The sequence below is a fragment of the Streptomyces sp. NPDC001851 genome (assembly GCF_040297165.1).
Taxonomy (GTDB): domain Bacteria; phylum Actinomycetota; class Actinomycetes; order Streptomycetales; family Streptomycetaceae; genus Streptomyces.
Genome location: NZ_JBEOYR010000012.1, coordinates 131,439 through 155,830, shown reverse-complemented (window position 1 = coordinate 155,830; position 24,392 = coordinate 131,439). Strand labels below are relative to the sequence as shown.

19 protein-coding genes and 1 pseudogene are annotated in these 24,392 nt (G+C 70.4%); 7 read left to right on the top strand and 13 right to left on the bottom strand.

The window, feature by feature from the left end; genetic code table 11:
- The first annotated feature begins 200 nt into the window (after positions 1–200).
- Positions 201–2,660, top strand: a complete 2,460-nt coding sequence (locus tag ABT171_RS19710; protein ID WP_351245422.1) for a DNA gyrase/topoisomerase IV subunit A — start codon at positions 201–203, stop codon at positions 2,658–2,660.
- On the opposite strand, the gene ABT171_RS19705 is transcribed toward ABT171_RS19710, so the two are convergent.
- Complete coding sequence (locus tag ABT171_RS19705; protein ID WP_351245420.1) at positions 2,657–3,730, bottom strand: CobW family GTP-binding protein; 1,074 nt, start codon at positions 3,728–3,730, stop codon at positions 2,657–2,659. The genes ABT171_RS19710 and ABT171_RS19705 overlap by 4 nt on opposite strands.
- Positions 3,731–3,847: 117 nt before the next feature.
- Positions 3,848–5,014 carry a citrate synthase gene (locus ABT171_RS19700; RefSeq protein WP_351245418.1) on the bottom strand — a complete coding sequence of 389 codons (1,167 nt, stop codon included), beginning with the start codon at positions 5,012–5,014 and terminating at the stop codon, positions 3,848–3,850.
- 113 nt (positions 5,015–5,127) lie between these two features.
- Between ABT171_RS19700 and ABT171_RS19695 the strand changes: the two genes are divergently transcribed.
- The 4 genes from ABT171_RS19695 (at position 5,128) to ABT171_RS19680 (ending at position 9,826) form a co-directional block, all read left to right on the top strand.
- Positions 5,128–6,387: a citrate/2-methylcitrate synthase gene (locus tag ABT171_RS19695; RefSeq protein WP_351245416.1), complete on the top strand. Its 1,260-nt coding sequence runs from the start codon at positions 5,128–5,130 to the stop codon at positions 6,385–6,387.
- 54 nt (positions 6,388–6,441) lie between these two features.
- On the top strand, positions 6,442–7,383 hold the full coding sequence (locus ABT171_RS19690) for a ferredoxin family protein (RefSeq protein WP_351245414.1): 942 nt from the start codon (positions 6,442–6,444) through the stop codon (positions 7,381–7,383).
- Between the two features lie 86 nt (positions 7,384–7,469).
- On the top strand, positions 7,470–9,149 hold the full coding sequence (locus ABT171_RS19685) for an ATP-binding protein (RefSeq protein WP_351245412.1): 1,680 nt from the start codon (positions 7,470–7,472) through the stop codon (positions 9,147–9,149).
- Positions 9,146–9,826 (top strand): response regulator, encoded by a 681-nt coding sequence (locus tag ABT171_RS19680; protein ID WP_351245410.1) that lies wholly within the window; start codon positions 9,146–9,148, stop codon positions 9,824–9,826. Before ABT171_RS19685 ends, ABT171_RS19680 begins: the two co-directional genes overlap by 4 nt.
- A 32-nt stretch (positions 9,827–9,858) precedes the next feature.
- On the opposite strand, the gene ABT171_RS19675 is transcribed toward ABT171_RS19680, so the two are convergent.
- The 3 genes from ABT171_RS19675 to ABT171_RS19665 all read right to left on the bottom strand — a co-directional run bounded on the left by ABT171_RS19675 (position 9,859) and on the right by ABT171_RS19665 (position 12,658).
- The gene (locus ABT171_RS19675) at positions 9,859–10,908 is read right to left on the bottom strand and encodes an ABC transporter substrate-binding protein (RefSeq protein WP_351245408.1); all 1,050 of its coding nucleotides are present in this window, start codon (positions 10,906–10,908) and stop codon (positions 9,859–9,861) included.
- Positions 10,909–10,974: 66 nt separating this feature from the next.
- The gene (locus ABT171_RS19670) at positions 10,975–11,853 is read right to left on the bottom strand and encodes an ABC transporter permease (protein ID WP_351245406.1); all 879 of its coding nucleotides are present in this window, start codon (positions 11,851–11,853) and stop codon (positions 10,975–10,977) included.
- Positions 11,843–12,658, bottom strand: coding sequence for an ABC transporter ATP-binding protein (locus ABT171_RS19665; protein WP_351245404.1), 816 nt, complete (start codon positions 12,656–12,658; stop codon positions 11,843–11,845). The genes ABT171_RS19670 and ABT171_RS19665 overlap by 11 nt, the downstream gene beginning before the upstream one ends.
- Before the next feature lie 157 nt (positions 12,659–12,815).
- Here ABT171_RS19665 and ABT171_RS19660 point away from each other — a divergent pair, with 157 nt between their 5' ends.
- On the top strand, positions 12,816–13,508 hold the full coding sequence (locus ABT171_RS19660; protein ID WP_351245402.1) for a response regulator: 693 nt from the start codon (positions 12,816–12,818) through the stop codon (positions 13,506–13,508).
- A gap of 52 nt (positions 13,509–13,560) precedes the next feature.
- On the opposite strand, the pseudogene ABT171_RS19655 reads toward ABT171_RS19660, so the two are convergent.
- From ABT171_RS19655 to ABT171_RS19630, 6 genes and pseudogenes are all read right to left on the bottom strand, one after another.
- Positions 13,561–15,130 (bottom strand): annotated as a pseudogene (locus tag ABT171_RS19655) (monocarboxylic acid transporter).
- Positions 15,127–15,678: a DUF485 domain-containing protein gene (locus ABT171_RS19650; protein WP_351245400.1), complete on the bottom strand. Its 552-nt coding sequence runs from the start codon at positions 15,676–15,678 to the stop codon at positions 15,127–15,129. Before ABT171_RS19650 ends, ABT171_RS19655 begins: the two are co-directional and overlap by 4 nt.
- Positions 15,679–15,747: 69 nt before the next feature.
- Positions 15,748–16,437, bottom strand: coding sequence for a response regulator transcription factor (locus tag ABT171_RS19645; RefSeq protein WP_351245398.1), 690 nt, complete (start codon positions 16,435–16,437; stop codon positions 15,748–15,750).
- Positions 16,434–17,585 carry a sensor histidine kinase gene (locus ABT171_RS19640; protein WP_351245396.1) on the bottom strand — a complete coding sequence of 384 codons (1,152 nt, stop codon included), beginning with the start codon at positions 17,583–17,585 and terminating at the stop codon, positions 16,434–16,436. Before ABT171_RS19640 ends, ABT171_RS19645 begins: the two co-directional genes overlap by 4 nt.
- Positions 17,582–18,103 (bottom strand): DUF1453 domain-containing protein, encoded by a 522-nt coding sequence (locus ABT171_RS19635; protein WP_351245394.1) that lies wholly within the window; start codon positions 18,101–18,103, stop codon positions 17,582–17,584. The genes ABT171_RS19640 and ABT171_RS19635 overlap by 4 nt, the downstream gene beginning before the upstream one ends.
- 516 nt (positions 18,104–18,619) lie before the next feature.
- A complete protein-coding gene (locus ABT171_RS19630; RefSeq protein ID WP_351245392.1) occupies positions 18,620–20,743 on the bottom strand; it encodes a DNA gyrase/topoisomerase IV subunit B in 2,124 nt (707 codons plus the stop codon).
- 440 nt (positions 20,744–21,183) lie between these two features.
- On the opposite strand from ABT171_RS19630, the gene ABT171_RS19625 reads away from it, so the two are divergent.
- On the top strand, positions 21,184–21,414 hold the full coding sequence (locus ABT171_RS19625) for a DUF7455 domain-containing protein (RefSeq protein ID WP_030735014.1): 231 nt from the start codon (positions 21,184–21,186) through the stop codon (positions 21,412–21,414).
- Between the two features lie 100 nt (positions 21,415–21,514).
- Here ABT171_RS19625 and ABT171_RS19620 read toward each other — a convergent pair whose 3' ends face one another.
- Positions 21,515–22,375, bottom strand: a complete 861-nt coding sequence (locus tag ABT171_RS19620) for a serine protease (RefSeq protein ID WP_351245390.1) — start codon at positions 22,373–22,375, stop codon at positions 21,515–21,517.
- Between the two features lie 121 nt (positions 22,376–22,496).
- A complete protein-coding gene (locus ABT171_RS19615; RefSeq protein ID WP_351245388.1) occupies positions 22,497–24,038 on the bottom strand; it encodes an RNA polymerase sigma factor in 1,542 nt (513 codons plus the stop codon).
- Positions 24,039–24,392 lie beyond the last annotated feature (354 nt).

Sequence of the window (24,392 nt, the reverse complement as noted above, 5' to 3'; positions counted from 1 at the left end):
ACTGTATGCACAGCGTGCGGGGGCTCGGCGAAGTTCCCGCGGGACGTACGCCCAGAGCGGATCGCGTAGCCTGCCCCGGACCCGGCCCACCGGCCCGGGAAGCCGCCTGGACCCGGGTCGTGGTACGGCTTGTCAGTGCCTCGGTCCACAATGGTCGGCGTCAGATCCGTCCCACGCTTCACGCAAGGAGCCAGGCAGCGATGGCCCGCCGCAGCACGAAGACCCCGCCGCCCGACGATTCGTACGAGGAGAGGATCCTCGACATCGACGTCGTGGACGAGATGCGTGGCTCCTACCTTGAGTACGCCTACTCGGTCATCTATTCGCGCGCACTGCCGGACGCCCGTGACGGCCTCAAGCCGGTGCACCGCCGGATCGTGTACCAGATGAACGAGATGGGCCTGCGCCCCGACCGCGGCTATGTGAAGTGCGCGCGCGTCGTCGGCGAGGTCATGGGCAAGCTGCACCCGCACGGCGACGCGTCGATCTACGACGCCCTGGTGCGCATGGCCCAGCCGTTCTCCATGCGGGTACCGCTCGTCGACGGCCACGGCAACTTCGGCTCGCTGGGCAACGACGACCCGCCGGCCGCCATGCGGTACACCGAGTGCCGCCAGGCCGAGGCCACGAGCCTGATGACCGAGTCGATCGACGAGGACACGGTCGACTTCGCGCCCAACTACGACGGCCAGGAGCGCGAGCCGGTGGCGCTGCCCGCCGCCTTCCCGAACCTGCTGGTCAACGGCTCCTCGGGCATCGCGGTCGGCATGGCGACGAACATGCCGCCGCACAACCTGCGCGAGGTCATCGCGGCCGCCCGCCACCTGATCAAGTACCCGAACGCGGACCTGGACGCGCTGATGAAGCACGTGCCGGGCCCGGACCTGCCCACCGGCGGCCGGATCGTCGGGCTGGACGGCATCCGCGACGCGTACGCCTCGGGCCGCGGCACCTTCAAGATGCGCGCCACGGTCTCGGTCGAGACGGTGACCGCCCGCCGCAAGGGCCTGGTGGTCACCGAACTGCCCTTCACGGTCGGCCCCGAGAAGGTCATCGCGAAGATCAAGGACCTGGTCAACGCGAAGAAGGTCCAGGGCATCGCCGACGTGAAGGACCTCACCGACCGTGAGCACGGCCTGCGTCTGGTCATCGAGATCAAGAACGGCTTCGTGCCGGAGGCGGTCCTGGAGCAGCTGTACAAGCTGACCCCGATGGAGGAGTCCTTCGGCATCAACAACGTCGCCCTGGTGGACGGCCAGCCGCTCACTCTGGGTCTGAAGGAACTGCTGGAGGTCTACCTCGACCACCGCTTCGACGTGGTGCGGCGGCGCAGCGAGTTCCGCCGCGGAAAGAAGCGCGACCGGCTGCACCTGGTCGAGGGCCTGCTGACCGCGCTGGTCGACATCGACGAGGTCATCCGGCTGATCCGGTCCAGCGAGAACTCCGCGCAGGCCAAGGAGCGCCTGATGGAGCGCTTCTCGCTGAGCGAGGTGCAGACGCAGTACATCCTCGACACGCCGCTGCGCAGGCTCACCAAGTACGACCGCATCGAGCTGGAGGCGGAGAAGGACAGGCTCACGGCGGAGATCGCGGAGCTGACCCGGATCCTGGACTCCGACGCGGAGCTGCGCAAGCTGGTCTCGGCCGAACTGGCCGCCGTGGCCAAGAAGTTCGGCACCGACCGGCGTACGGTCCTGCTGGAGTCGGCGGGCGCCCAGGTGGCCGCGGTGCCGCTGCAGGTCGCCGACGACCCGTGCCGGGTGCTGCTGTCCTCGACGGGTCTGCTGGCCCGCACGGCGACGGGCGAGCCCCTCCCGGAGCAGGCGGGCGCCAAGCGCGTCAAGCACGACGTGATCGTCTCGGCGGTCCCCACGACCGCGCGCGGCGAGATCGGCGCGGTGACCTCGGCGGGCCGGCTGCTGCGGATCAACGTGGTGGACCTGCCCCAGCTGCCGGAGACGGCGGCGGCCCCGAACCTGTCCGGAGGGGCGCCGCTGGCGGAGTTCGTCTCCCTGGAGGACGACGAGACGGTGGTCTGTCTGACCACGCTGGACGAGTCGTCGCCGGGCCTCGCGCTCGGCACCGAGCAGGGTGTCGTCAAGCGTGTGGTGCCCGACTATCCGTCCAACCGGGAGGAGTTGGAGGTCATCACCCTCAAGGAGGGCGACCGGATCGTCGGCGCGGTGGAGCTGCGCACCGGCGAGGAGGACCTGGTGTTCATCACCGACGACGCGCAGCTGCTGCGCTTCCAGGCGTCCATCGTGCGCCCGCAGGGCCGCCCGGCGGGCGGTATGGCGGGCATCAAGCTCGCCGAGGGCGCGAAGGTCATCTCCTTCACGGCCGTCGACCCCGCGGCCGACGCGGTGGTGTTCACGGTGGCGGGATCACGCGGCACGCTGGACGACTCGGTGCAGACGACGGCCAAGCTGACGCCGTTCGACCAGTACCCGCGCAAGGGCCGGGCCACGGGCGGCGTGCGCTGTCAGCGGTTCCTGAAGGGCGAGGACTGCCTGGCGCTGGCCTGGGCGGGACCGGCTCCCGCGCGCGCGGCGCAGAAGACCGGCACCCCGGCGGAGCTCCCGGAGCTGGACCCGCGCCGGGACGGCTCGGGCACGTCGCTGCCGAAGACGGTGTCGGTGGTTGCGGGGCCGGTGTCCTAGGCCTCGTACGGCTCCGGGCCGGGCTCCTCCTCGGTGCCCTGGACGTAGCGCAGGACGCCCCACATGCCGTGTTCGTCGGCGTGTGGGGCGTCGTTCTCGCACCTCTTGAGCTCCTGGCCGAGGGCCTCCGTGTCGATGCCGGAGCCGATCAGCACGAGCTGGGTGAGGCGGTCGCCGGAGGCGCCCCGGGGCTCGGGGTAGAAGCGCAGGAACCGGCCGACGGCGTGCACGGCGTACCGGTTGAGGGGGTCGTAGGGCCCGAAGTCGACGTATCCCTTGATCCGGTACAGCCCCTCGGGCCGGCTGTCCAGGAACCGCATGAGCCGACGGGGTTCCAGGGGGACCTCGGAGGTGAAGGACAGGCTGTCGTAGCCGGTGTGCAGATGACCGGAGTGCTCCTCGCGCCCGTCGTCCCGGTTGTGTTCGTGCAGGTCGTCGAAGGACAGCTGTCCGATCCGCTCCTCGCTCGGCCTGCAGTCGAAGAGGAGCTCGGGGTCGATCCGGCCGTAGGTGGCGGGGACCACGGCGGCGCGGTCCGTGAGGGACCGCACCAGGCCGAGGACCCGCTCGCCGTCCTCGGCGCGGTCGAGCTTGTTGACCACCACCAGGTCGGCGAGGGCCAGATGCCGGTCGATCTCGGGGTGCCGGGCACGGGTGTCGCCGAACTCGGCGGCGTCCACGACCTCGACCAGGCCGCCGTAGACGACCCTCGGGTGCTCGCTGGCCAGCACCATCCGCACGAGTTCCTGGGGCTCGGCGAGCCCGCTGGCCTCGATGACGATCACGTCGATGCCGGTGCCCGGGTCGGCGAGCCGGTCCAGGTAGAGGTCGAGTTCGCCGGCGTCGACGGCACAGCAGAGGCAGCCGTTGCCCAGCGAGACGGTGGAGTCGCCGAGCGCGCCCGCGACGGCCATCGCGTCGATCTCGATGGCCCCGAAGTCATTGACGATCGCCCCGATGCGGCTGCCTCCGCTGCGGTGCAGGAGGTGGTTGAGGAGCGTGGTCTTGCCGGAGCCCAGGAAACCGGCGAGCACGACGACCGGGATCTGCGGACCGCTGCTGTTCCCCAACGGGTGACCTCTCTGCGTGGACGGGGCGGCCCCGGTGAACCGGGGCGCCGGTGGACCGGGCCGCTGGGGACCGGCTGCCGGACCAGCATAAGAGGGCACTGCGGTCGCCTCGCGCCGTCAGCGGGCGGCCGGTACCGCGACCGGCGGCTGCGGCCCCACGTACCGCGCCACCGGCCGGATGATCTTCGAGTCGGCCGCCTGTTCCAGGACGTTGGCGCTCCAGCCCACCACCCGTGCCGCGGCGAAGGTGGGGGTGAACATCTCGCGGGGCAGGCCGCAGAGTTCCATGACCACGCCGGCGTAGAACTCGACGTTGGTGTGCAGTTCACGGCCGGGCTTCAGCTCGGCGAGGATCACCTCGACCCGGCGCTCGACCTCCACCGCGAAGTCCACCCGCGGACCGCCGAATCCGAGGGCGATCTCCCGCAGCATCCGCGAACGGGGGTCCTCCGTGCGGTAGACGGCGTGTCCGAAGCCCATGATCCGGTCACCGGCGAGCACCCGCTCCCGGATCCAGGGGTCGATCCGGTCCGGGGTACCGATGGCGTCCAGGGTGTCCAGGGCCCGGCTGGGCGCGCCTCCGTGCAGCGGACCGGACAGGGCGCCGACGGCGCCGGTCAGGCAGGCGGCCACGTCGGCGCCGGTGGAGGCGATGACGCGGGCGGTGAAGGTGGACGCGTTGAATCCATGATCAATGGTTGAGATCAAGTATTGCTCGACAGCACGCGCCCGCCGCGGCTCGGGTTCCTCGCCGTTGAGCATGTACAGGTAGTTGGCCGCGTAGGAGAGGTCCTCGCGCGGCTCGACCGGGGCGAGGCCCTGCCCGAGCCGGTACAGCGCGGTGAGCAGCGTGGGTACGGCCGCGCAGATCGCCACGGTGTCGGCGCGGCGCCGGTCCGCGTCGATGTCGTACACCGGTCGCAGACCCCGCGCCGAACCCAGCAGCGACAGGGCCGTGCGCAGTCCGGACAGCGGGCCCGGCCCTCGGCCGGCCGCGGCGATCGCGGGCAGCGCCGCGCGGACCTCCTCGGGCAGCCGGCGCAGCGCCGCGGTCTCGGCGGTGAAGGCGGCGCGGCGCTCCGCGTCCGGGAGGGCGCCGTGCACCAGGAGATGCCAGACGTCCTCGAAGCCACGGGTCCGCGCGAGTTCGACGGCCGAGTACTGGCGGTAGTGGTAGAAGCCCTCCCGCCCTCGGACGTCGCCGATCTCGGTCTCGGTGACGACGACGCCGGCGAGACCGGGCGGTGCGTCGATGAGCGGGGTTGCGGTCCTGTTGATGGCCATGGTTCTCCTCCCTGGACTTGATCCGACTGTCCATGCTTGACTCATTTCCTGTCAATATTGATTGACTCAATGTAGTGCGATCAAGGTATGCGAGGGCGGCTACGGTGACCCCCATGCGCGATCACGAACCCGCTCCCCCCGGCCGTCCCGGGCGGAGGCTGACCACCAAGGAGACCGCCGAACTGCTCGGCGTGAAGCCCGAGACCGTGTACGCGTACGTGAGTCGCGGCCTGCTCACCAGCAGACGCGAGCCCGGGGGCCGCGCCAGCACCTTCGACGCGAAGGAGGTCGAGGCCCTCGTCCGGCGCCACCGGCGCGAGGCGGCCGTGAGCCCGGGCTCCGGCGGGGACCTCTCCGTCCGGACCCGCATCACGCTGATCGAGCGGGACCAGTACTTCTTCCGGGGTGTGGACGCCGTGGAGATGTCCCTGCGCCACTCCTACGAGGAGGTCGCGGAATGGCTGTGGACGGGGCGGCTGACGCCGGGCGTCACCTTCTCCGCGCCCGGACCCACCGTCGAGGTGGCCCGCCGCGCGGTCAACGCCCTGAGCGAGCACGCCTCCCCCACCGACCGGCTGCGCGTCGCGGCGATCGCCGCGGCGGCCGAGGACCCGCTGCGCTTCGACCTGTCGGAGGAGGCCGTCCTGAACACCGCGCGGATCCTCATCCCGACCCTCGTCGCCGCGCTGCCGCCGGCCCGGCACGCCCACAAGGACGACGGCCCGCTCGCCCACCGGCTGTGGACCCGGCTGACCGGCCACCCCGCCGACGAGGCGTCGCTGCGCGTCCTGGACACCGCGCTCGCCCTGCTCGCCGACCACGACCTGGCCGCCTCCACACTCGCGGTCCGCGTCGCCGCCTCGGCCCGCGCGCACGCCTACGCGGCCGTCTCGGCCGGATTCGGCGTCCTGGAGGGCCCGCTGCACGGTGCCGCGAGCGGCATGGCCCACCGGATGCTGCTCGACGTGCTCGACCAGGGCACGGCGGTCCCGGTCATCGCCGACGAACTGCGCGCGGGCCGCCGCGTCCCCGGGCTCGGCCACCGGCTGTACACCGGCGAGGACCCCCGCGCGCGCGTGCTGTTCGGCCTCCTGGAGCAGGTCCCGAGCGCGGAGTCCGCCCTGCTCGCCGCCCGCGACATCGTCGCCACGACCGCGCGGCACACCCCGCTGCACGCCAACGTCGACCTGGCCCTGGCGGTGTTCACCGCGTCCAGCGGCATGGCCGCGACGGCAGGTGAGACGATCTTCGCCGTCGCCCGGACCGCGGGCTGGATCGCGCACGCCCTGGAGGAGTACGGCGAGCGCCCCCTGCGCATGCGCCCCGTCGGCCACTACGTCGGCCCGCGGCCTCCGCAGCCCCTCCCGGAGTAGGACACAACGACGGCCGGAAGTCGCCCCAGGGAGAGTCAGGTTAGGCTCACCTCTGTGAGTAGGTGCGCGACCGTCTCCCGGAGCCTCGACGAGCCCGTTTCCGGTACGGCGGCCACGGCGACGACGTGGCTGCTGCTGGAACAGCCCGGCCCGTGGGGCGCGAAGGCGCTCACTTCGAGTCACCTGGACCCCGCACTGGGCCGGGCCCTGGAGTCGGCCGCCGAGGGAACCGGCGTACGCGTCGCCCTCATCCGGCGCCCCGGACGTCACGCCGACCCGGGCAGACCCTCCGTCCGGCAGCTGTACGCCGCCCACACCGTGCCGGGCCGCGTGTGGCTGCACAGCGCCAGGATCCGCGACCCCCAGCGGCTCCTCGGGCTCGACTTCGCCGCCCTCGGAGCGGGTGACCACCGTTCCTTCGGCACCGCGCTCGGCGGGCGGGCACACCGCGGCGACCCGCTCGCACTGGTGTGCACCAACGGCAAGCGGGACCGCTGCTGCGCCCTCCTGGGCCGTCCCCTGGCCGCCGAACTGGCCGCCTCCGGAGTGCGCGGCGTCTGGGAGGTCACCCATCTGGGTGGACATCGCTTCTCGCCGACGGTGCTCGTCCTGCCGTACGGCTACGCCTACGGCCGCGTCGAGGCGCACACCGTCAAGGAGGCGCTGCACGGTGTCCGGGAAGAGCGCGTCGTGGTGGAGGGGTGCCGCGGGTGCTCGGCCTGGGAACGGCCCGGTCAGGCGGCCGAGCTGGCCGTCCGGTCGGCCGCGGGCGAGTACCGGGCGGGGGTGCTGCGCGTCGTACGGACCGACGGCCGGGCTCCGCGCTGGGAGGTCACCGTCGGACACGCCGACGGCCGCCGCTGGCGGGTGACCGTGGCACAGGGCGCGTCGCTGCCGCCCCGGCCGGAGAGCTGTGGCGCGGCGGTGCTGGGGACGCCCGCGCGGATGGACGTGGTCGACGTGCGCCGGCTGAGGCCGACAGCGCTGGCGAGCTGAGCGGCCACCTCGTTCAAGAACCGGTCAAGAGATCCCCACCACACCCCCCTGGGGCGTGGTGAGCCCTTCCACGTACCGTCATGGGCATGAGCCCCACGCCCTCCGCACGCCGTCTGCGCCTCGGTCTGCCACGGCGGGTGTTCTCGCAGGTGCTGCTGATGCAGGTGGCGATCGCGGCGGGGGTGGCGGTGCTCGCGACCGGCCTGTTCCTGGCGCCGCTGAGCAAGCAGCTGGACCAGGAGGCGATGCGCCGCGCGCTGGCCATCGCCGAGACCACCGCCCAGGACCCGCAGATCGCGGAGGGCGTCCTGACCACCCCGCCGACCAGCGACGGCCCGGTGCAGAAGGAGGCCGAGCGGATCCGGAAGGCCACGCACGCCGAGTACATCGTCGTGATGGACCGACGGGGCGTGCGCTGGTCGCACACCACCCCCTCGGAGATCGGCGACCACGTCTCGACCTCCCCGGAAGAGGCGCTGGCCGGCCACAAGGTCATGCAGATCGATACCGGCACCCTGGGGCGCTCCGCGCGCGGCAAGGTGCCGCTGTACGACGCCCACCACCGCATCATCGGGGCGGTCTCGGTCGGTATCGCGTACGACAGTGTGCGGGCGCGGCTGATCGGTGCGATCCCGGGACTGTTCGCGTACGCCGGGGGCGCTCTCGCGGTGGGTGCGCTGGCCGCCTGGCTGATCTCCCGCCGGGTCCAGCGGCAGACCCGGGACCTGGCCTTCTCCGACATCTCGGCGCTGCTCGCGGAGCGCGAGGCGATGCTGCACGGCATCCGTGAGGGCGTGGTCGCCCTCGACCGCGGCGGGCGCATCCGCCTGTTCAACGACGAGGCGCGGCGGCTGCTGGGCATCGGCGACGAGGCCGTCGGACAGACCCCCGACGAGGCGCTCGGCGCGGGCCGTACGACGGATGTGCTGGCCGGCCGGGTGACCGGCACCGACCTGCTCACCGTGCGCGGCCAGCGGGTGCTGGTCGCCAACCGCATGCCCACCGACGACGGCGGCGCCGTGGCCACCCTGCGCGACCGCACCGAGCTGGAGCAGCTGGGGCGCGAACTGGACTCCACGCGCGGACTGATCGACGCGCTGCGCGCCCAGGACCACGAGCACGCCAATCGCATGCACACCCTGCTCGGACTGCTGGAACTGGAGATGTACGACGACGCCGTGGAGTTCGTCGGCGAGGTGGTCGGCGACCACCGGGTCACCGCCGAACAGGTCACCGAGAAGATCCAGGATCCGCTGCTGGCCGCGCTGCTGGTCGGCAAGGCGACCGTGGCGGCCGAGCGCGGTGTCGCGCTGTGGGTGTCGGAGGACACCCGGCTGCCGGACCGGCTGATCGATCCCCGGGGGCTGGTCACGGTGGTGGGCAACCTGGTGGACAACGCCCTCGACGCGGTCGCCGGCACACTGCACGCGCGCGTGGAGGTCGAGTTGCGCGCCGAGGGCCGTACGGTCGTGCTCAGGGTGCGCGACACGGGCCCCGGAATCCCGGCCGGACAGCGGGAGTTGATCTTCACTGACGGCTGGTCGACCAAGAAGCCGCCCGCGCACGGCAAGCGGGGCATCGGGCTCTCGCTGGTGCGCCGGCTCGCCGAACGGCAGGGCGGGAGCGCGACGGTGGACGCGGCGGACGGCGGCGGTGCGGAGTTCACGGTGGTCCTGCCGGAGGCGCTGACCGGTCCGGAGCTGGAATCCGCGGTACCCGAGGAGTCCGCCGAACCTGCCGCCCGCACCGAGGAGGAGGCGCGATGATCGAGGTCCTGGTCGTGGACGACGACACCCGCGTCGCCCGGGTCAACGCCGCCTACGTGGAGAAGGTGCCGGGATTCCACGTGGCCGGCGAGGCGCACAGTGCGGCAGAGGCGCTGCGCCAGGTGGGGACACTGCCGCGGCTGGACCTGGTCCTCATGGACCACTACCTGCCCGACGACACCGGTCTCGCGGTCGTGCGGGAGATGCGCCGGCGCGGCTACCAGACCGACGTGATCATGGTGACGGCGGCGCGGGACGTGTCGACCGTCCAGGCCGCGATGCGGCAGGGGGCGCTGCAGTACCTGGTGAAGCCGTTCGCCTTCGCGGGTCTGCGCGCCAAGCTGGAGGCGTACGCGCAGCTGCGCCGCACCCTGGACGGCGGCGGCGAGGCCGAACAGGTCCAGGTGGACCGCATCTTCGGCGCCCTGTCCGCGCCGTCGGAGCCGGAACTGCCCAAGGGGCACTCCCCCGCGACGGCCGAGCTGGTGCGCCAGGCGCTGATGAACGCCGAAGGACCGCTGTCCGCCCAGGAGGTCGCCGAGCGGACCGGGGTGAGCCGGCAGACGGCCCAGCGGTATCTGAAGCTCCTGGAGCGCACCGGACGGGCGCGGCTGACCCTCAGGTACGGCGACGCGGGCCGCCCGGAACACCGTTACGTGTGGGCGGCCCGCGGCTGAGCGGACTCGTCTTCTCGGCAGTTGCTCGGCAGCTACTTGGCAGCCTTGACGAACTCGGTCGTGTAGGTCTTGCTCAAGTCGACCTTGGCGTTCTTGATGTTGGGGTTGAACGACTTGAGGACCTTCTCAACGGTCTCCGGGCCGCCCTGGGGCATCACGCCGTCGTCGGTGAACATCGGCAGGGTGCTCTTGATGGCCTGCGTGTAGAGCGCCTTGCTGCCCTGGGAGTAGTCGGCGGGCATCTTCGCGGCGATCTCGTCGGCGCTGTGGGTGGACATCCACTTGAGCGTCTTGACGAATGCGTTGACCAACTTCTGGACGGTGTCCTTGTGTCCGTTCACCCAGTCCGTCTGCATGTACAGACTTGACGACGGGTACGGCCCGCCCAGCGCCTTCTGCGAGCCCTCGGGGGTACGCATGTCGAGGAGGATCTTGCCGGCCTTCTTGTCCAGGATGGTCGCGACGGTCGGGTCGGTGGTCATACCGCCGTCGATCGCCCCCTTCTGCAGGGCCGCGATGAACGTGGGCCCCGCCCCCACGGCGACGGGCGAGAACTCGCTGACGTTCACACCGTTCTTGACCGCCAGGTACTTGGTGAGGAAGTCGGTGGAGGAACCGAGCTGGGTCACACCCAGCTTGCGGCCCTTGAAGTCCTTCGGCGAGGTCAGGTCGCCGGCCGCCTTGTCCGAGACGACCTCGACCTCGCCGGGCGCGTGCGAGAACTGCACGACCGACTCGACCGACTTGCCCTTGGTCTGCAGATCCAGGGTGTGGTCGTAGAAGCCGACCGCTCCTTGCACCTGGCCGGAAACGAGCGCGGTCTCGGCCTGGACACCGGCGGGCTCGCTGAGGAGTTGGACATTCAGACCCTCGGCCTGGAAGTAGCCGAGGCGTTGGGTGAGCATGGCGGGCAGGTAGATGACCTTGTCGAGGCCACCGACCATGATCTTGACCGTCTCGCCCTTGCCGCCGCCCCCGGTGTCGGCGGTGGAGCTGGCCGCGTCGTTGGCGCAGGCGGTGAGCGAGGAGAGGGCGAGCAGGCCGGCGGCGGCCAGGGAGGCGTATCTGGCGGTGTTGCGCATGCGGTTCACGTCCTTGTGAGAGGGCGGTGCGGGGAAGGCGTGGGGGGCTGGTCGGGGCGGGGCCGGTCAGTCGTCGGAACCGGCGGGCTTCCAGCGGAAGATGCGGCGCTCGGCGAAGGTGAGCAGTCCTTCGGCGGCGAGGGCGACGACCGCGAGGATGACCATCGCGGCGTACACACCGGCCGAGTTGAAGGTGTTCTGCGACTGCGAGACGAGCAGGCCGATGCCCTTCGTGGCGCCGATGTACTCGCCGACGATGGCGCCGATGAGCGCGAAGCCGAAGCTGACGTGGAGGCTCGTGAAGATCCAGGAGGTGGCCGACGGGATGACCACCTGGAGTGTGACCCGGCGGTCGCTGGCGCCCAGGATGCGGGCGTTGGCCACCAGGTTGCGGTCCACCTCCCGGGCGCCCTGGAAGGCGTTGAAGAACACCGGGAAGAAGACCAGCACGACTGCGGAGGCGACCTTGGAGGACGGCCCGAGCCCGAACCAGATCAGGAAGATCGGCGCCAGGACGATCCTGGGGATCGAGTTGAGCACCTTGATGTACGGACCAAGGACCTCGGCGAGCAATCTGATCCGCCCGAGCGCGATGCCGAGCAACACACCGGCAACCACACCGAGGACCCAGCCGAGGAGTGCCTCGTAAAGGGTGTACCAGATCTGTTCGCCGAGCGATCCGAGCGCGGTTCCGTGCATGACCCAGGTCCGGATCTGGTCCCAGATCTGCGACGGCATCGAGAAGTTGAACGGATCGATGATCTTCGCCCGGGACAGTCCCTCCCACAGCCCGAGGACGGCGACCAGCAGCAGCACGCGCACGGCGGTGACGACGGCCTTGCGGCGGCGGGCGGCCTGGGCGCGGGTCCGCGCCCGGTTCGTCTTGTCGGCGGGCTCCGTCATGGTCGGTGCGACCTGGGCCTCGGGCATGACGTCAGGCGACATGGGCGGCACCTCTTTCGCGGGTGATGCGGACCTCTTCGCCGAGGGACTCCCAGATCTCGCGGTAGATCTCGATGAACCGCGGCTGAAGGCGCACCGACTCGACCTTGCGCGGCCGGGGCAAATCGATGTCGAAGACCTGCTTCACGGTCGCGGGTCCGGCGGTCATCACGACGACCTTGTCGGCGAGCGCGATGGACTCCTCCAGGTCATGGGTGACGAAGACGACGGAGGCTCCCGTGCCCTCCCACAGCTCCAGCAGCTCGTCCGACATCAGGGCCCGGGTCTGCACGTCCAGCGCCGAGAACGGCTCGTCCATCAGCAGGATCTCGGGGTCGTTGACGAACGTGGCGGCGAGGGCGACGCGCTTGCGCTGACCGCCGGAGAGCTGGTGCGGGTAGCGGTCCTCGAAGGCGGCGAGTCCGACGCGGGCCAGCCACTCCCGGGCCTTCTCCTTGGCCTCGGCCTTCGGTACGCCCCGGAAGCGCGGGCCGGCCATGACGTTGGACAGGACCGTGCGCCAGGGGAACGTGGCGTCCTGCTGAAAGACGAAGCCGACCTTGTCGCCGACACCGTCGACCGGCTCGCCGGCCACCAGCACCTCGCCCTCGGTGGGCTCCTCCAAGCCGCTGACCAGCGTCAGCGTGGTGGACTTGCCGCAGCCGGTCGGTCCTACGACGGCCACGAACTCGCCGCGCCGGACGGTGAGGTCCAGACCGCGCACGGCCGTGTGCAGTCCCCCTGACGGGGTTCTGAAGGTCTTGCTCGCGCCCCGCAGCTCAATGGCGGGGCTGGTGTGTGCGCTCATGGCCCGGGACGGTAGGTGTGGCCCCGGCCACAGCAGGAGTCTTGTGAGCACAAGCCCTTCTTTTGCTCGCAAGAGCCTGTTGTGCTCATTTTGCTCGCGCTACAACTGCGGAGCACGAAACACGGGCTTAACGCCCGCCGGCCTGAGGAGAGGCCTGATGATTGACGTCCTGGTCGTGGACGACGACTTCCGCGTCGCTGAGATAAACGCCAAGTACGTGGCAAAGGTTCCCGGCTTCCGGGCGGCCGCCCGCGCGCACAGCGCCGCCCAGGCCCTGACCGCCGTCGAACGCGGTGGCATCGACCTGGTCCTGCTCGACCACTATCTTCCGGACCGGACCGGACTCGACCTGGTACATCTCATGCGGGAGCAGGGCCACGGCACGGACGTCATCATGATCACCGCGGCCAGCGATGTGACGACCGTCCAGCAGGCGATGCGCCTGGGCGCCCTGCACTACCTGGTCAAGCCCTTCACCTTCGCCGCCCTGCGCGCCCGCCTCGACTCCTATGCCGCCCTGCGTCGCACGGTGGACCGCGTCGGCGGCCGGGGCCTGACGGGACAGGAGCAGGTCGACCGGATCTTCGGGGCGCTGCGCGCCACCCCCGCACCGTCCGCGCCCGGCCTGCCGAGCGGCCACTCGGAGCCCACGACCGATCTGATCTGCGGCGTCCTGCACCGCGCGGCCCAGCCGCTGTCGGCCCACGAGGTGGCCGCCAGGACCGGCCTGAGCCGCTCCACGGCCCAGCGCTACCTCCGCCACCTGGAACAGGCCGGCCGCCTCCGGCTCTCCCTGAAGTACGGCGACACCGGCCGGCCGGAACACCGGTACGCCTGGGTGGCGCCCTAGGATCCGCGCCGCCCTGGGCTGGAGCGCCGCCGTGGGATGAAGCGCGTGCCCGCTACGCGGCCCCGGCGCCGGTCAGCGACCGCACCTCCGTCTCGGCGTACTTGGCCTCGTCCGCGACCTCGACCGAGGTGACCGTGCCGAGCCAGCCGGCGAGGAAGCCGAGCGGGATGGAGACGATGCCCGGGTTCTGCAAGGGGAAGTACTGGAAGTCGACGTCCGGGAAGAGCGAGGCCGGGCTGCCGGACACCACCGGGGAGAGCAGCACGAGTCCCAGCGCCGGGATCAGCCCGCCGCGGTGGTGAAACCAGGCCAGAACAACGCATACAGCAGCGCCGGAAGGTTCGCCGACGCGGCGACGGCGAAGGCGAGACCGACGAGGAAGGCCACGTTGAGATCACGGGCCAGCAGACCGAGCGCGATCGCCACGACGCCGATGCCGACCGCCGCCCACCGTGCCACCGCCACCTCGCTGCGCATCCTGCCGCGCGACCGCCGCAGCGACGCGTACAGATCGTGCGCCACCGACACCGATGAGGCGAGCGTGATGCCGGCGACCACGGCGAGGATCGTGGCGAACGCGACGGCGGCGACGACCGCGAAGAGAACCGTTCCGCCAGTGGAACCTGCGCCGCCGCCCAGCGTGAGCGCGAGCAGGGGAACCGCCGTGTTCCCCGCCGTGTTCGAACCGCGCACCGCATCCGGCCCGACGACCGCGGCCGCTCCGAAGCCGAGCACGATCGTCATCAGATAGAAACCGCCGATCAGTCCGATGGACCACACCGCGGAACGGCGGGCGGCCCGCGCGGTGGGCACGGTGTAGAAACGCGACAGGATGTGCGGCAGTCCCGCCGTGCCCAGCACCAGGGCGAGTCCCAGGCTGATGAAGTCCAGACGGGCGGTCCAGGTGCCGCCGTACCTGAGCCCCGGCGCCAGGAACGCCCTTCCATGACCGCTGCGCTCGGCGGCCGTGAGCAGCAACCGGTCGACGTCGCCGTGGAAGCGCAGCAGCAGGAGCACGGTCAGCGCGATCGTGCCGCCCAGCAGCAGGACCGCCTTCACGATCTGGATCCAGGTGGTGGCCCGCATCCCTCCCAACGACACATAGATCACCATGAGCGCGCCGACCCCGATGACCGCCCAGGCCCCGGCGGCCCCGCTCGTCCGCCCCAGCAGCAGCGCCACCAGGCTGCCCGCGCCGACCATTTGCGCCACCAGATACAGAACGGACACCGTCACCGAGGAAGTTCCCACCGCGATCCGCACCGGCCGCTCACGCATCCGCGCGGCCACCACGTCGGCCAGCGTGAAACGCCCGCAGTTGCGGACCAGTTCGGCCACCAGGAACAGCACCACCAGCCAGGCCACGAGAAAGCCCACGACGTACAGCATCCCGTCGTACCCGTACAGCGCGATCAACCCGGTGACCCCGAGGAAGGAGGCGGCCGACATGTAGTCACCCGCGATGGCAAAACCATTCTCCATGGGGGAGAACAACCGCCCTCCCGCATAGAACTCCTCCGCCGAACCGTGCCGGCGACGGCTCACCACGTCGTGATCCCGAGGGTGAGGGCCACGAAGCCGCTGAACAGCAGCACTGCCGGCGTCTGGTGGTGACCGGTCACGAGGCGTCTCCCCGTGCTCCGCGGGTCAGTTCCTGGGTGTCCCAGCGCAGCTCCAGCGCCACCCGGTCCCGGCGCAGCCGCGCATGCCGGGCATAGGCCCAGGTGAGCAGGAACGTGGTGAGGAACTGTCCCAGCCCGGCCAGCATGCCCACGTTCACCGCTCCGGCCACGGGCCGGGCCATGAGCCCTGGAGCGGTCGTGGCGGTGACCAGATAGCTCACGTACCAGACGAGGAACACGGCGACTCCCGGTACGACGAACCGCCGGTACCTGGTGCGCACCTCCTGGAAGGCCGCGCTGCGCTGCACCTCGGCGTACACGTCCCGGGCACGGAGCCCAGTGCCGCTCCGCTCCCCGCGAGCGGGCGGCACGGCGGGCGTCGGCGCACCGGGACGGTCCAGCTCGCCCCAGCCGGAGGCCAAGGCGTCGTACCAAGGGTCCTCATGCACCACGTCGCGGGACGGCAGCACGTCGTGCTCTTCCCGGTTCTCGGCCGAACTCTCGGGACCGTCCCCGGCTCCCCGAGGATGATCATTGCTTGACTGCATGCCCAAGGATGGCCAGACCGGGAGGATCCCTGACTCTTCTTCCCCCGGCTCTTCACCCCATCAGGTGATTCACCCGGCGGGCGGCCGTACCAGCCCCTTGCTGTAGGCGTAACGCACCGCCTGTGCCCGGTCCTTGAGTCCCGTTTTGGAGAAGAGATTGTTGATGTGTGTCTTGACCGTCGCGGTCGACACATGCAGCTTGCGGGCGATCTCCTGGTTGCTGAGTCCTTCGGCGATCAGCAACAGGACCTCGGTCTCCCGCGCGGTCAGTCCGTCGGGCGGCGCCTCAGCGGTCACCGGCGGGCCCGGCTCGGGCTGTGACAGCCGCTCCAGCAACCGGCGCTGGACGCTCGGCGACAGCCCCGCGTCCCCTGACAGCACGCTCTCCACGGCACGCACGATCTCGTCACCGCCCGCGTCCTTGGTCAGATAGCCCCGGGCGCCGGCGCGCAGCGCGGGGAACAACGACTCGTCGTCCGCGAACGTGGTGAGCACCACGACCTGGGTCCCGGGGTACTGCGCACGGATCCGCCGGGTGGCCTCCACGCCGTCGCAGCGGGGCATCCTGAGATCCATCAGGACGACGTCCGGCGCCAGTTCCGCCACCAGACGCACCGCCTCCTCGCCGTCTCCCGCGGCACCCACGACCTCCACACCGGGCAGCAGCCCGAGCAGCATCACGATGCCCTCCCGGACCACGGTCTGGTCGTCGGCGACCACCACCCGTGCGGGCTTCTTCGCTCCCTCCGTCTCCGTCATACGGGCACCTTCAGCGTCACCACGAACCCCTCCTCGCCCGGCCCCGCGTCCAGAGAGCCGCCCAGCAGCTCGGCACGCTCCCGCATGCCCAGCAGACCGTATCCCCCTCCTGACCCCGTCAGTTCGCCCGGCGGCCCGCCCGAGTCCCGTACCTCCAGGGTCACTTCGTGCTCGCCGTAGTCGAGCCGCAGCTGCACCTTGGCACCGTGCGCGTGCTTGCGGACGTTCGTCAGCGCCTCCTGGGCCACTCTGCGCACAGCCTGGGAGGCCTCGGCCGACAGGAGCCTGCGCTCACCCGTCACGGTGACCTCGGCGCCGTCGGCTCCGCTGACGAGTTCGCTCAGGAAGTCCTCCAGCGGGGTCAGTTCGCCCCGCAGGGCGGACAGAGCCTGCCGGGTCTCGGCGAGCCCGTCGCGAGCCATGCCCCGCGCGGCCACCACCCGCTCCCGGATGCGCTCGCGGTCCGCGCCGTTCTCGATCAGCAGCCGGGCCGCCTCCAGGTGCACCAGCTGCGCCGAGAGGCTGTGGGCCAGCACGTCGTGGATCTCCCGGGCGATCCTCGCTCGCTCGGCCAGCGCTGCGGACTCGGCCTCGGCCGCCCGGGCGGCACGCTCCTGGGCAAGGAGCCGCTGCGCGCTGCCGCGGGCCTCCGCGTCCAGCCTCAGGACGTATCCGGCGAGGGCCATACCGGCCACGGTGGCGGCCGTGGTCAGCCACGCATCGTTGTTGAACGCGGAGTACGAGGCCAGCGCGACCGACGCCACGGGTACTGCAGCTCCCAGCGGGAGCCTCTCCAGGGCGCTGATTCCGCAGCCGCACCAGAGCACCAGGGCCGGTGCTCTGAACCCCGTTGCCTCGGCGACCGCGGCGATGCCCAGGAGGATGCCGACGAGCGCGAGGGAGGGCACCAGCCGGTGCTGGTAGGTGGTCCGGAAGAAGGCCCAGGAGACGAGAGCGGCGAGCAGGACTCCCGCCGCTGCCGCGAGTCCGCTCCAGACGCCGACATGCCTCTGGCTGAAGGCACTCCACAGCAGCAGGATGAGCACGAGCAGTCGCACGGCCCAGGCGATCACGCGCCGGGGGCGGGAGATTCCCTCACGGCCGAGCGCCTCTCGCGACGGCCAGCGGGTCAAGACGTACTCCGTCACACGCGTTCCTTCCGGGCCGACCGCATGTCGTCACCGTACGCCGGGGCCGGACGGTCCGCGGTGCCGAGGGACTGCGCCCGCCAGACCAGGATGCCGTCGCGGACCAGCAGAGTGGTGCCGAGAGTGAGCGTCAGGGCGGAGCTGCTCTGGTGCAGGCCGAGCGCGAGGCCGAGTCCGTAAAGACCGATCCGCAGGGCGATGCCCACGCCCCATGCTGCAAGGCTTGCCTTGGTGCTCTTGGTCCACACGACGCCGTCCGGAGCCGTCCAGACACGGGTCGTCCAGGCCCAGCCGGCGCCGGTGGCCACACCTATGAGCAGCTCCACCGCGAGCAGCACGGCGGATTCCGCGCGGTGGTGGGCGTCGAGGACGCCGGGATCGCGCAGCGCGACAACGGCGAGGATCACGGGGATGAGCCACCAGCGCCGGTCGGTGTCGATCGCGCGGGCGCGGAATTGCCGCGCGATCACGACACCGGCCACGGCCATGATCACCAGCGCGTTGACGAGCCCGGACATCAGAGCCTCCGTGAGCGAGAAGGTGGTGCCGGGAGCAGGCGCTGCCGACACCTACGAAGCTACGGAAAAGCCCAGTTCGGGAGATCGGCGCTGGGGTGGATCAAGGGTGGAAACCTGGAGCGGTTGGTCTCCACCCACGGGTGCAGAGACCGGGCTGGGACGGAAGCGGGGTGGGAGAAAGGCGGTGGTCGGACACGGTGAGGTACCGAGTCGACCGGTGCCGAGACGCGGGCTCCCCCGTCCGGCCGGTGGAGGAGTGCCGCCCCGGGTGCGGCGGGTGAGCCGGCAGACGGCCGAAGGCGCCGGCCGGCCACGACCGACCACGCCCCGCCGGAACTCGTTCAGCCCTCAAGCGCGACCACCGGCCGGCGAAGCACGACCAACCGTCACCCTCCACCGGCCCACAGGTGCCGCCGCCCCGCTCCAGCCTCCTCCGCTCGCGCCCTACGCCCCGGGCAAGCTCCTCTCAGCCCGCCCGGGGAAAGCGCCTCCGTGGGCCGAAGGCCGGCGCAGCGGCTACGCGTCGATGCGCGAGCGGTCCAGCGTCGCCGCCGAGCTGGAGATGAACTCCTTGCGCGGTGCCACGTCGTTGCCCATCAACAGGTCGAAGACCCGTTCGGCGGCCTCCAGGTCGGACAGGTTGATCCGCCGCAGGGTGCGGTGACGGGGGTCCATCGTGGTCTCGGCCAGCTGGTCGGCGTCCATCTCGCCCAGACCCTTGTACCGCTGGATGGAGTCCTTGTACCGGATGCCCTTGCTCTGGAACTCCATGAGCTTGTCGCGCAGCTCGCGGTCCGAGTACGTGTAGACGTACTTGTCCTGGCCCTTCTTCGGCTGGACGATCTCGATGCGGTGCAGCGGCGGCACCGCGGCGAACACCCGGCCGGCCTCGACCATCGGCCGCATGTAGCGCTGGAACAGCGTGAGCAGCAGGCAGCGGATGTGGGAGCCGTCCACGTCGGCGTCGGTCATCATGATGATCTTGCCGTAGCGGGCCTGGTCGATGTCGAAGGTACGGCCCGAGCCCGCTCCTATGACCTGGATGATCGCGCCGCACTCGGCGTTCTTGAGCATGTCGGTCACCGACGACCGCTGCACGTTGAGGATCTTGCCGCGGATCGGCAGCAGAGCCTGGAACTCGGAGTTCCGCGCCAGCTTGGCCGTACCGAGCGCGGAGTCGCCCTCGACGATGAACAGCTCACTGCGGTCGACGTCGTCGCTGCGGCAGTCGGCGAGCTTCGCCGGCAGCGACGAGGACTCCAGGGCGGTCTTGCGCCGCTGGGCGTCCTTGTGCTGGCGGGCCGCGACGCGCGTACGGGCGGCGGCCACCACCTTCTCCATGACGACCCGGGCCTGCGCGGCGGCATCCCGCTTGGTGGCGGTCAGGAACGCCTTCAGCTCCTTGGTGACCACGTTGTTCACGATGCGGCGGGCCGCCGAGGTGCCGAGGACCTCCTTGGTCTGCCCCTCGAACTGCGGCTCGGCCAGGCGCACGGTGACGACGGCCGTGAGGCCCTCCAGGGCGTCGTCCTTGACGATGTTGTCCTCGGCCACTCGCAGCAGCTTCTTGGCCCGCAGCACGTCGTTCATCGTCTGGGTGAGGGCCTGCTCGAAGCCGGCGACGTGGGTGCCGCCCTTGGGCGTGGCGATGATGTTGACGAAGGAGCGGACCGTGGTGTCGTAGCCCGTCCCCCAGCGCAGCGCGACGTCGACGCCCAGCTCGCGGGTGACCTCGGTGGGGGTCATCTGGCCGTGCTCGTCCAGGACCGGGACGGTCTCCTTGAAGGTCCCCTGGCCCGAGAAGCGCAGCACGTCACAGACCGGCCTGTCGCCCGCCAGGTATTCACAGAACTCGCTGATGCCGCCGTCGAAGCGGAAGGACTCCTCGCCCTTGCTGCCGCCCTCGCCGAGGCCGAACTCGTCGCGGACGACGATGGTCAGGCCCGGCACCAGGAAGGCGGTCTGGCGGGCGCGCTGGTGCAGGTTCTCCAGGGAGAGCTTGGCGTCCTTGAGGAAGATCTGCCGGTCGGCCCAGTACCGCACGCGCGTGCCGGTACGGGTCCTGGGGATCTTCTTGGTCTTGCGCAGACCGCTCTTGGCCTCGAACTTCCCGTCGGCGCCCTCGGTCGCGAAGGCGCCCGGCACACCGCGCCGGAAGCTGATGGCGTGCGTGTGGCCGCCGCGGTCCACCTCGACGTCGAGGCGGGCGGAGAGGGCGTTGACCACGGAGGCGCCGACGCCGTGCAGACCACCGGAGGCGGCGTACGAGCCGCCGCCGAACTTGCCGCCGGCGTGCAGCTTGGTCATGACGACCTCGACGCCGGACAGGCCGGTCCTGGGCTCGACGTCCACGGGGATGCCGCGGCCGTTGTCGCGCACCTCCACGGAGCCGTCGTCGTGCAGGACCACTTCGATGCGGTCGCAGACACCCGCGAGCGCCTCGTCGACGGAGTTGTCGATGATCTCCCACAGGCAGTGCATCAGACCGCGGCTGTCGGTCGAGCCGATGTACATGCCCGGGCGCTTGCGCACGGCCTCGAGGCCCTCGAGGACGAGCAGGTGCCGCGCGGTGTAGTTGGAACCGTCCCGGTCTGCTCCTGCCAGCAGCGCTGTGGACGGCACGGACGTATCGGCGGTCACGCGGTTCGCTCCTCGCTGAATTTCAGTGGGCCCCCTACTGGGTAAGGGGGCGGCTTCGGTCGCCGCTCAGAGGGTACCGAGGCCTGGTAGAGCCGGTGTAACGCCACCCTCGTCGAGAACTCAGACTAGTCCACGCTCGCATACACGTTCGATCCCTCGATGGAGTGAAGTGCACATCACGTTCCCTTGGAGGCATGAACCATTTAGGCTCCGGGCACGTCCTCATGAACAACCGGCAACCCGGCCGGGAGGACCAAGACACACCACAGCGCGAAACCGTAAGCACCCAAGAGACGCACTACGGCACATTCGCCGCCAACCGGCAGCAGTCAGCCGACCCGGAAGATTTTTTTCGAGGAAAAGCCACGAGCGGGAACGTTTTCGGGCTGGTTGGATGTTGACCCTGGTACGACAGCTCGTCGAGCTAGAGAAGAGGCGACGTGACTACTGTTCTGACCCCCGCGAGCCCGCTGACGGCCGCCGATCGCTGCGACCGCTGCGGCGCCCAGGCATACCTGCGCGTCGTCCTGCTGAGCGGCGGAGAACTGCTCTTCTGCGCCCACCACGGTCGCAAGTTCGAGCCGGAACTCAAGAAGATCGCCGCTGAGATACAGGACGAGACGGAGCGGCTGACCTCCGTTCCGAACACCGCTTCCGAAGAAGAGCGCTGAATCTCGCACACACGACGAGCCAGCCCCGGCACAGGCCGGTGCACGGGCGGCCGCTCCTCAAGAGGAGCGGCCGCCCGTGCTCATGCCCCGTGCGAACGCTTCAGGAGCGCCCGTGGGGCCGTTCTACGCCCCCTGAGGCCGCCCGCACGCCTTGTACGACGTCGGACATGCGGGCGTAGACGCCGGGCTTGCCCGGCCTTCCACAGCCGCTCCCCCAGGAGACGAGTCCGATCAGCCGCCCTTCGGCCACCAGCGGACCGCCACTGTCGCCCTGGCAGGCGTCCGGGCCGCCGGCGGGCTCCCCGGCGCAGAGCATGCTGTCGGGCCGGTAGGTGCCGTCGGGGCCGCCCGGATAGGCGCGGGTGCAGAGATCGTCGGCCAGGACACGCACGCGTGCGGCGTGCAGCGTGTGCGGGTAGGCACCCGAGCCGGTGATGTCCCCCCATCCCGAGACCAGCGCCTCAGTGCCCGGCGCGTAGGCCGGGTCACCCGCGCTCGCCATGGCGACGACCGCGCTCTGCGGCAGTTCCTTGGCGAGAGTGAGCACGGCGAAGTCGCCGGCGTGGGTCTCGCTGTCGTATCCCGGGTTGATCCGCACGTCACGTACGGCGATCTCCTGCCCCCCGTCCGACAGCAGGTCGGTGCGGCTCGCGATGACCTTCAGGTCGCGTACGCGGCCCGGCGGAGCCCCGAGGACGTCTTCGCCCATGCAGTGAGCCGCGGTGAGCACCGTGGTCCGGGCGACCGCCACGCCGCCGCAGAACTGGCCTGCCCGCGTACCGCCGAACCGGTCACGGCTGGACAGCGCGACCGTCCACGGGGCCTGGGTGACATCTATCGAAAAGCCCCCGACGACGATGCTGTCGGCGGCCACGGGTGTCGCGTTGACCAGGGGTATCACGGTCATGGTGGCCGCCATGGCAAGCGGCCGGATCAGTGACCGGGCAACGGAAAGAAGCATGCAGGCTCCTCACTCTGGGCTGTTACTGGGACACCCAGAGTGATCCACGACACGACTGCGCGCAGCACGAAGGCCCGGCCCCCGCAGGGGAACCGGGCCTTCGCCGTGGTACGACTGCGACCTAGTCGAGGTAGTCGCGCAGCACCTGCGAACGCGACGGGTGGCGCAGCTTCGACATGGTCTTGGACTCGATCTGGCGGATGCGCTCACGCGTCACGCCGTACACCTTGCCGATCTCGTCGAGGGTCTTCGGCTGACCGTCGGTGAGACCGAACCGCATGGAGACGACGCCGGCCTCGCGCTCGGACAGGGTGTCCAGAACGGAGTGCAGCTGCTCCTGCAGGAGCGTGAAGCTGACGGCGTCGGCGGGAACGACGGCCTCGGAGTCCTCGATGAGGTCACCGAACTCGCTGTCGCCGTCCTCACCCAGCGGGGTGTGCAGCGAGATGGGCTCGCGGCCGTACTTCTGGACCTCGATGACCTTCTCCGGGGTCATGTCGAGTTCCTTGGCCAGCTCCTCCGGGGTGGGCTCGCGGCCCAGGTCCTGGAGCATCTGGCGCTGCACGCGCGCGAGCTTGTTGATGACCTCGACCATGTGCACCGGGATACGGATGGTGCGGGCCTGGTCGGCCATGGCGCGGGTGATGGCCTGACGGATCCACCAGGTGGCGTACGTGGAGAACTTGTAGCCCTTGGTGTAGTCGAACTTCTCGACCGCGCGGATCAGACCGAGGTTGCCCTCCTGGATGAGATCCAGGAAGAGCATGCCGCGGCCGGTGTAGCGCTTGGCCAGGGAGACCACCAGTCGGAGGTTGGCCTCCAGGAGGTGGTTCTTGGCGCGGCGGCCGTCCTCGGCGATGATCTCCAGCTCACGCTTGAGCTTCGGCGCCAGCTTGTCGGCGTTGGCCAGCTTGTCCTCGGCGAACAGACCCGCCTCGATGCGCTTGGCGAGCTCGACCTCCTGCTCGGCGTTGAGGAGGGGGACCTTGCCGATCTGCTTCAGGTAGTCCTTGACCGGGTCGGCGGTGGCCCCGGCCGCGGCGACCTGCTGGGCGGGCGCGTCGTCCTCGTCCTCATCGGACAGGACGAAGCCCGCGTTCTCGGCGCCCTCGGGCTCGTCGGCGACCTTGGTGTCCTCAAGGACCTCGTCCTCAAGAAGCTCGACGTCGTCCTTCTTGCCCGTGGTCTTCTTCGCGGCCGTCTTCTTCGCGACGGTCTTCTTGGCGGCCGCCTTCTTGGCGGTCGTCTTCTTGGCCGCGACCTTCTTGGCGGGTGCGGTTTCCTCGGCGGAATCGGCTGCGATCGGAGCGGTGGGCGCCGCCGGGGCGGCCGTGGTGGCGGTGGCCTTCCTGGTCGTCACCGTCTTCGCCGCGACCGTCTTGGTGGCGGTACGCTTCGCCGGACTCTTCGCTGCGACGCTCTTGCGGGTGCGCTTGGGCTCTGCGGCACTGACCATCAGCGTCACACCCTCTTCCTCAAGGATCTGGTTGAGGCTGCGCAGTACGTTCTTCCACTGAGTGGCCGGAATCTGGTCAGCTTCGAAGGCCCGACGCACATCGTCGCCGGCGATCTGCCCCTCAGCCTTTCCCCGCTCAATGAGCGCCATGACAGAGACGGACTCGGCGATCTCCGGCGGGAGCGTACGGGATGTGCTGGCCGACACGAACAACCTCTCGGAACGTTGGAAAACGGCTTCCGGCACCGTCCACTGCGGACAGGAGCCGACCACCGGCCTGGGGATGGGCCGACGGCGCGGGCGAGGGCCGGGGAGATGCACAGCGCCTGTCATGGCGTCCGTATTCCCTCCGCGACTGTCACCTCTTAGGTCATCGCGCTGTTTCCGGGAGCGTTACGCCCAATCTGCGTGGCCCGAGTCACACCCCGTAAGCGATTAAAAACAGTCAGACATGGACATACGAGATCAGTCTCGGCGTCATACCCGGTCGCGTGCATGAGCTCGGGGACCCCTCGCACCACTGGACCCCGCCGGACCGCACAGGGTCCGGCAGGGTCCGGC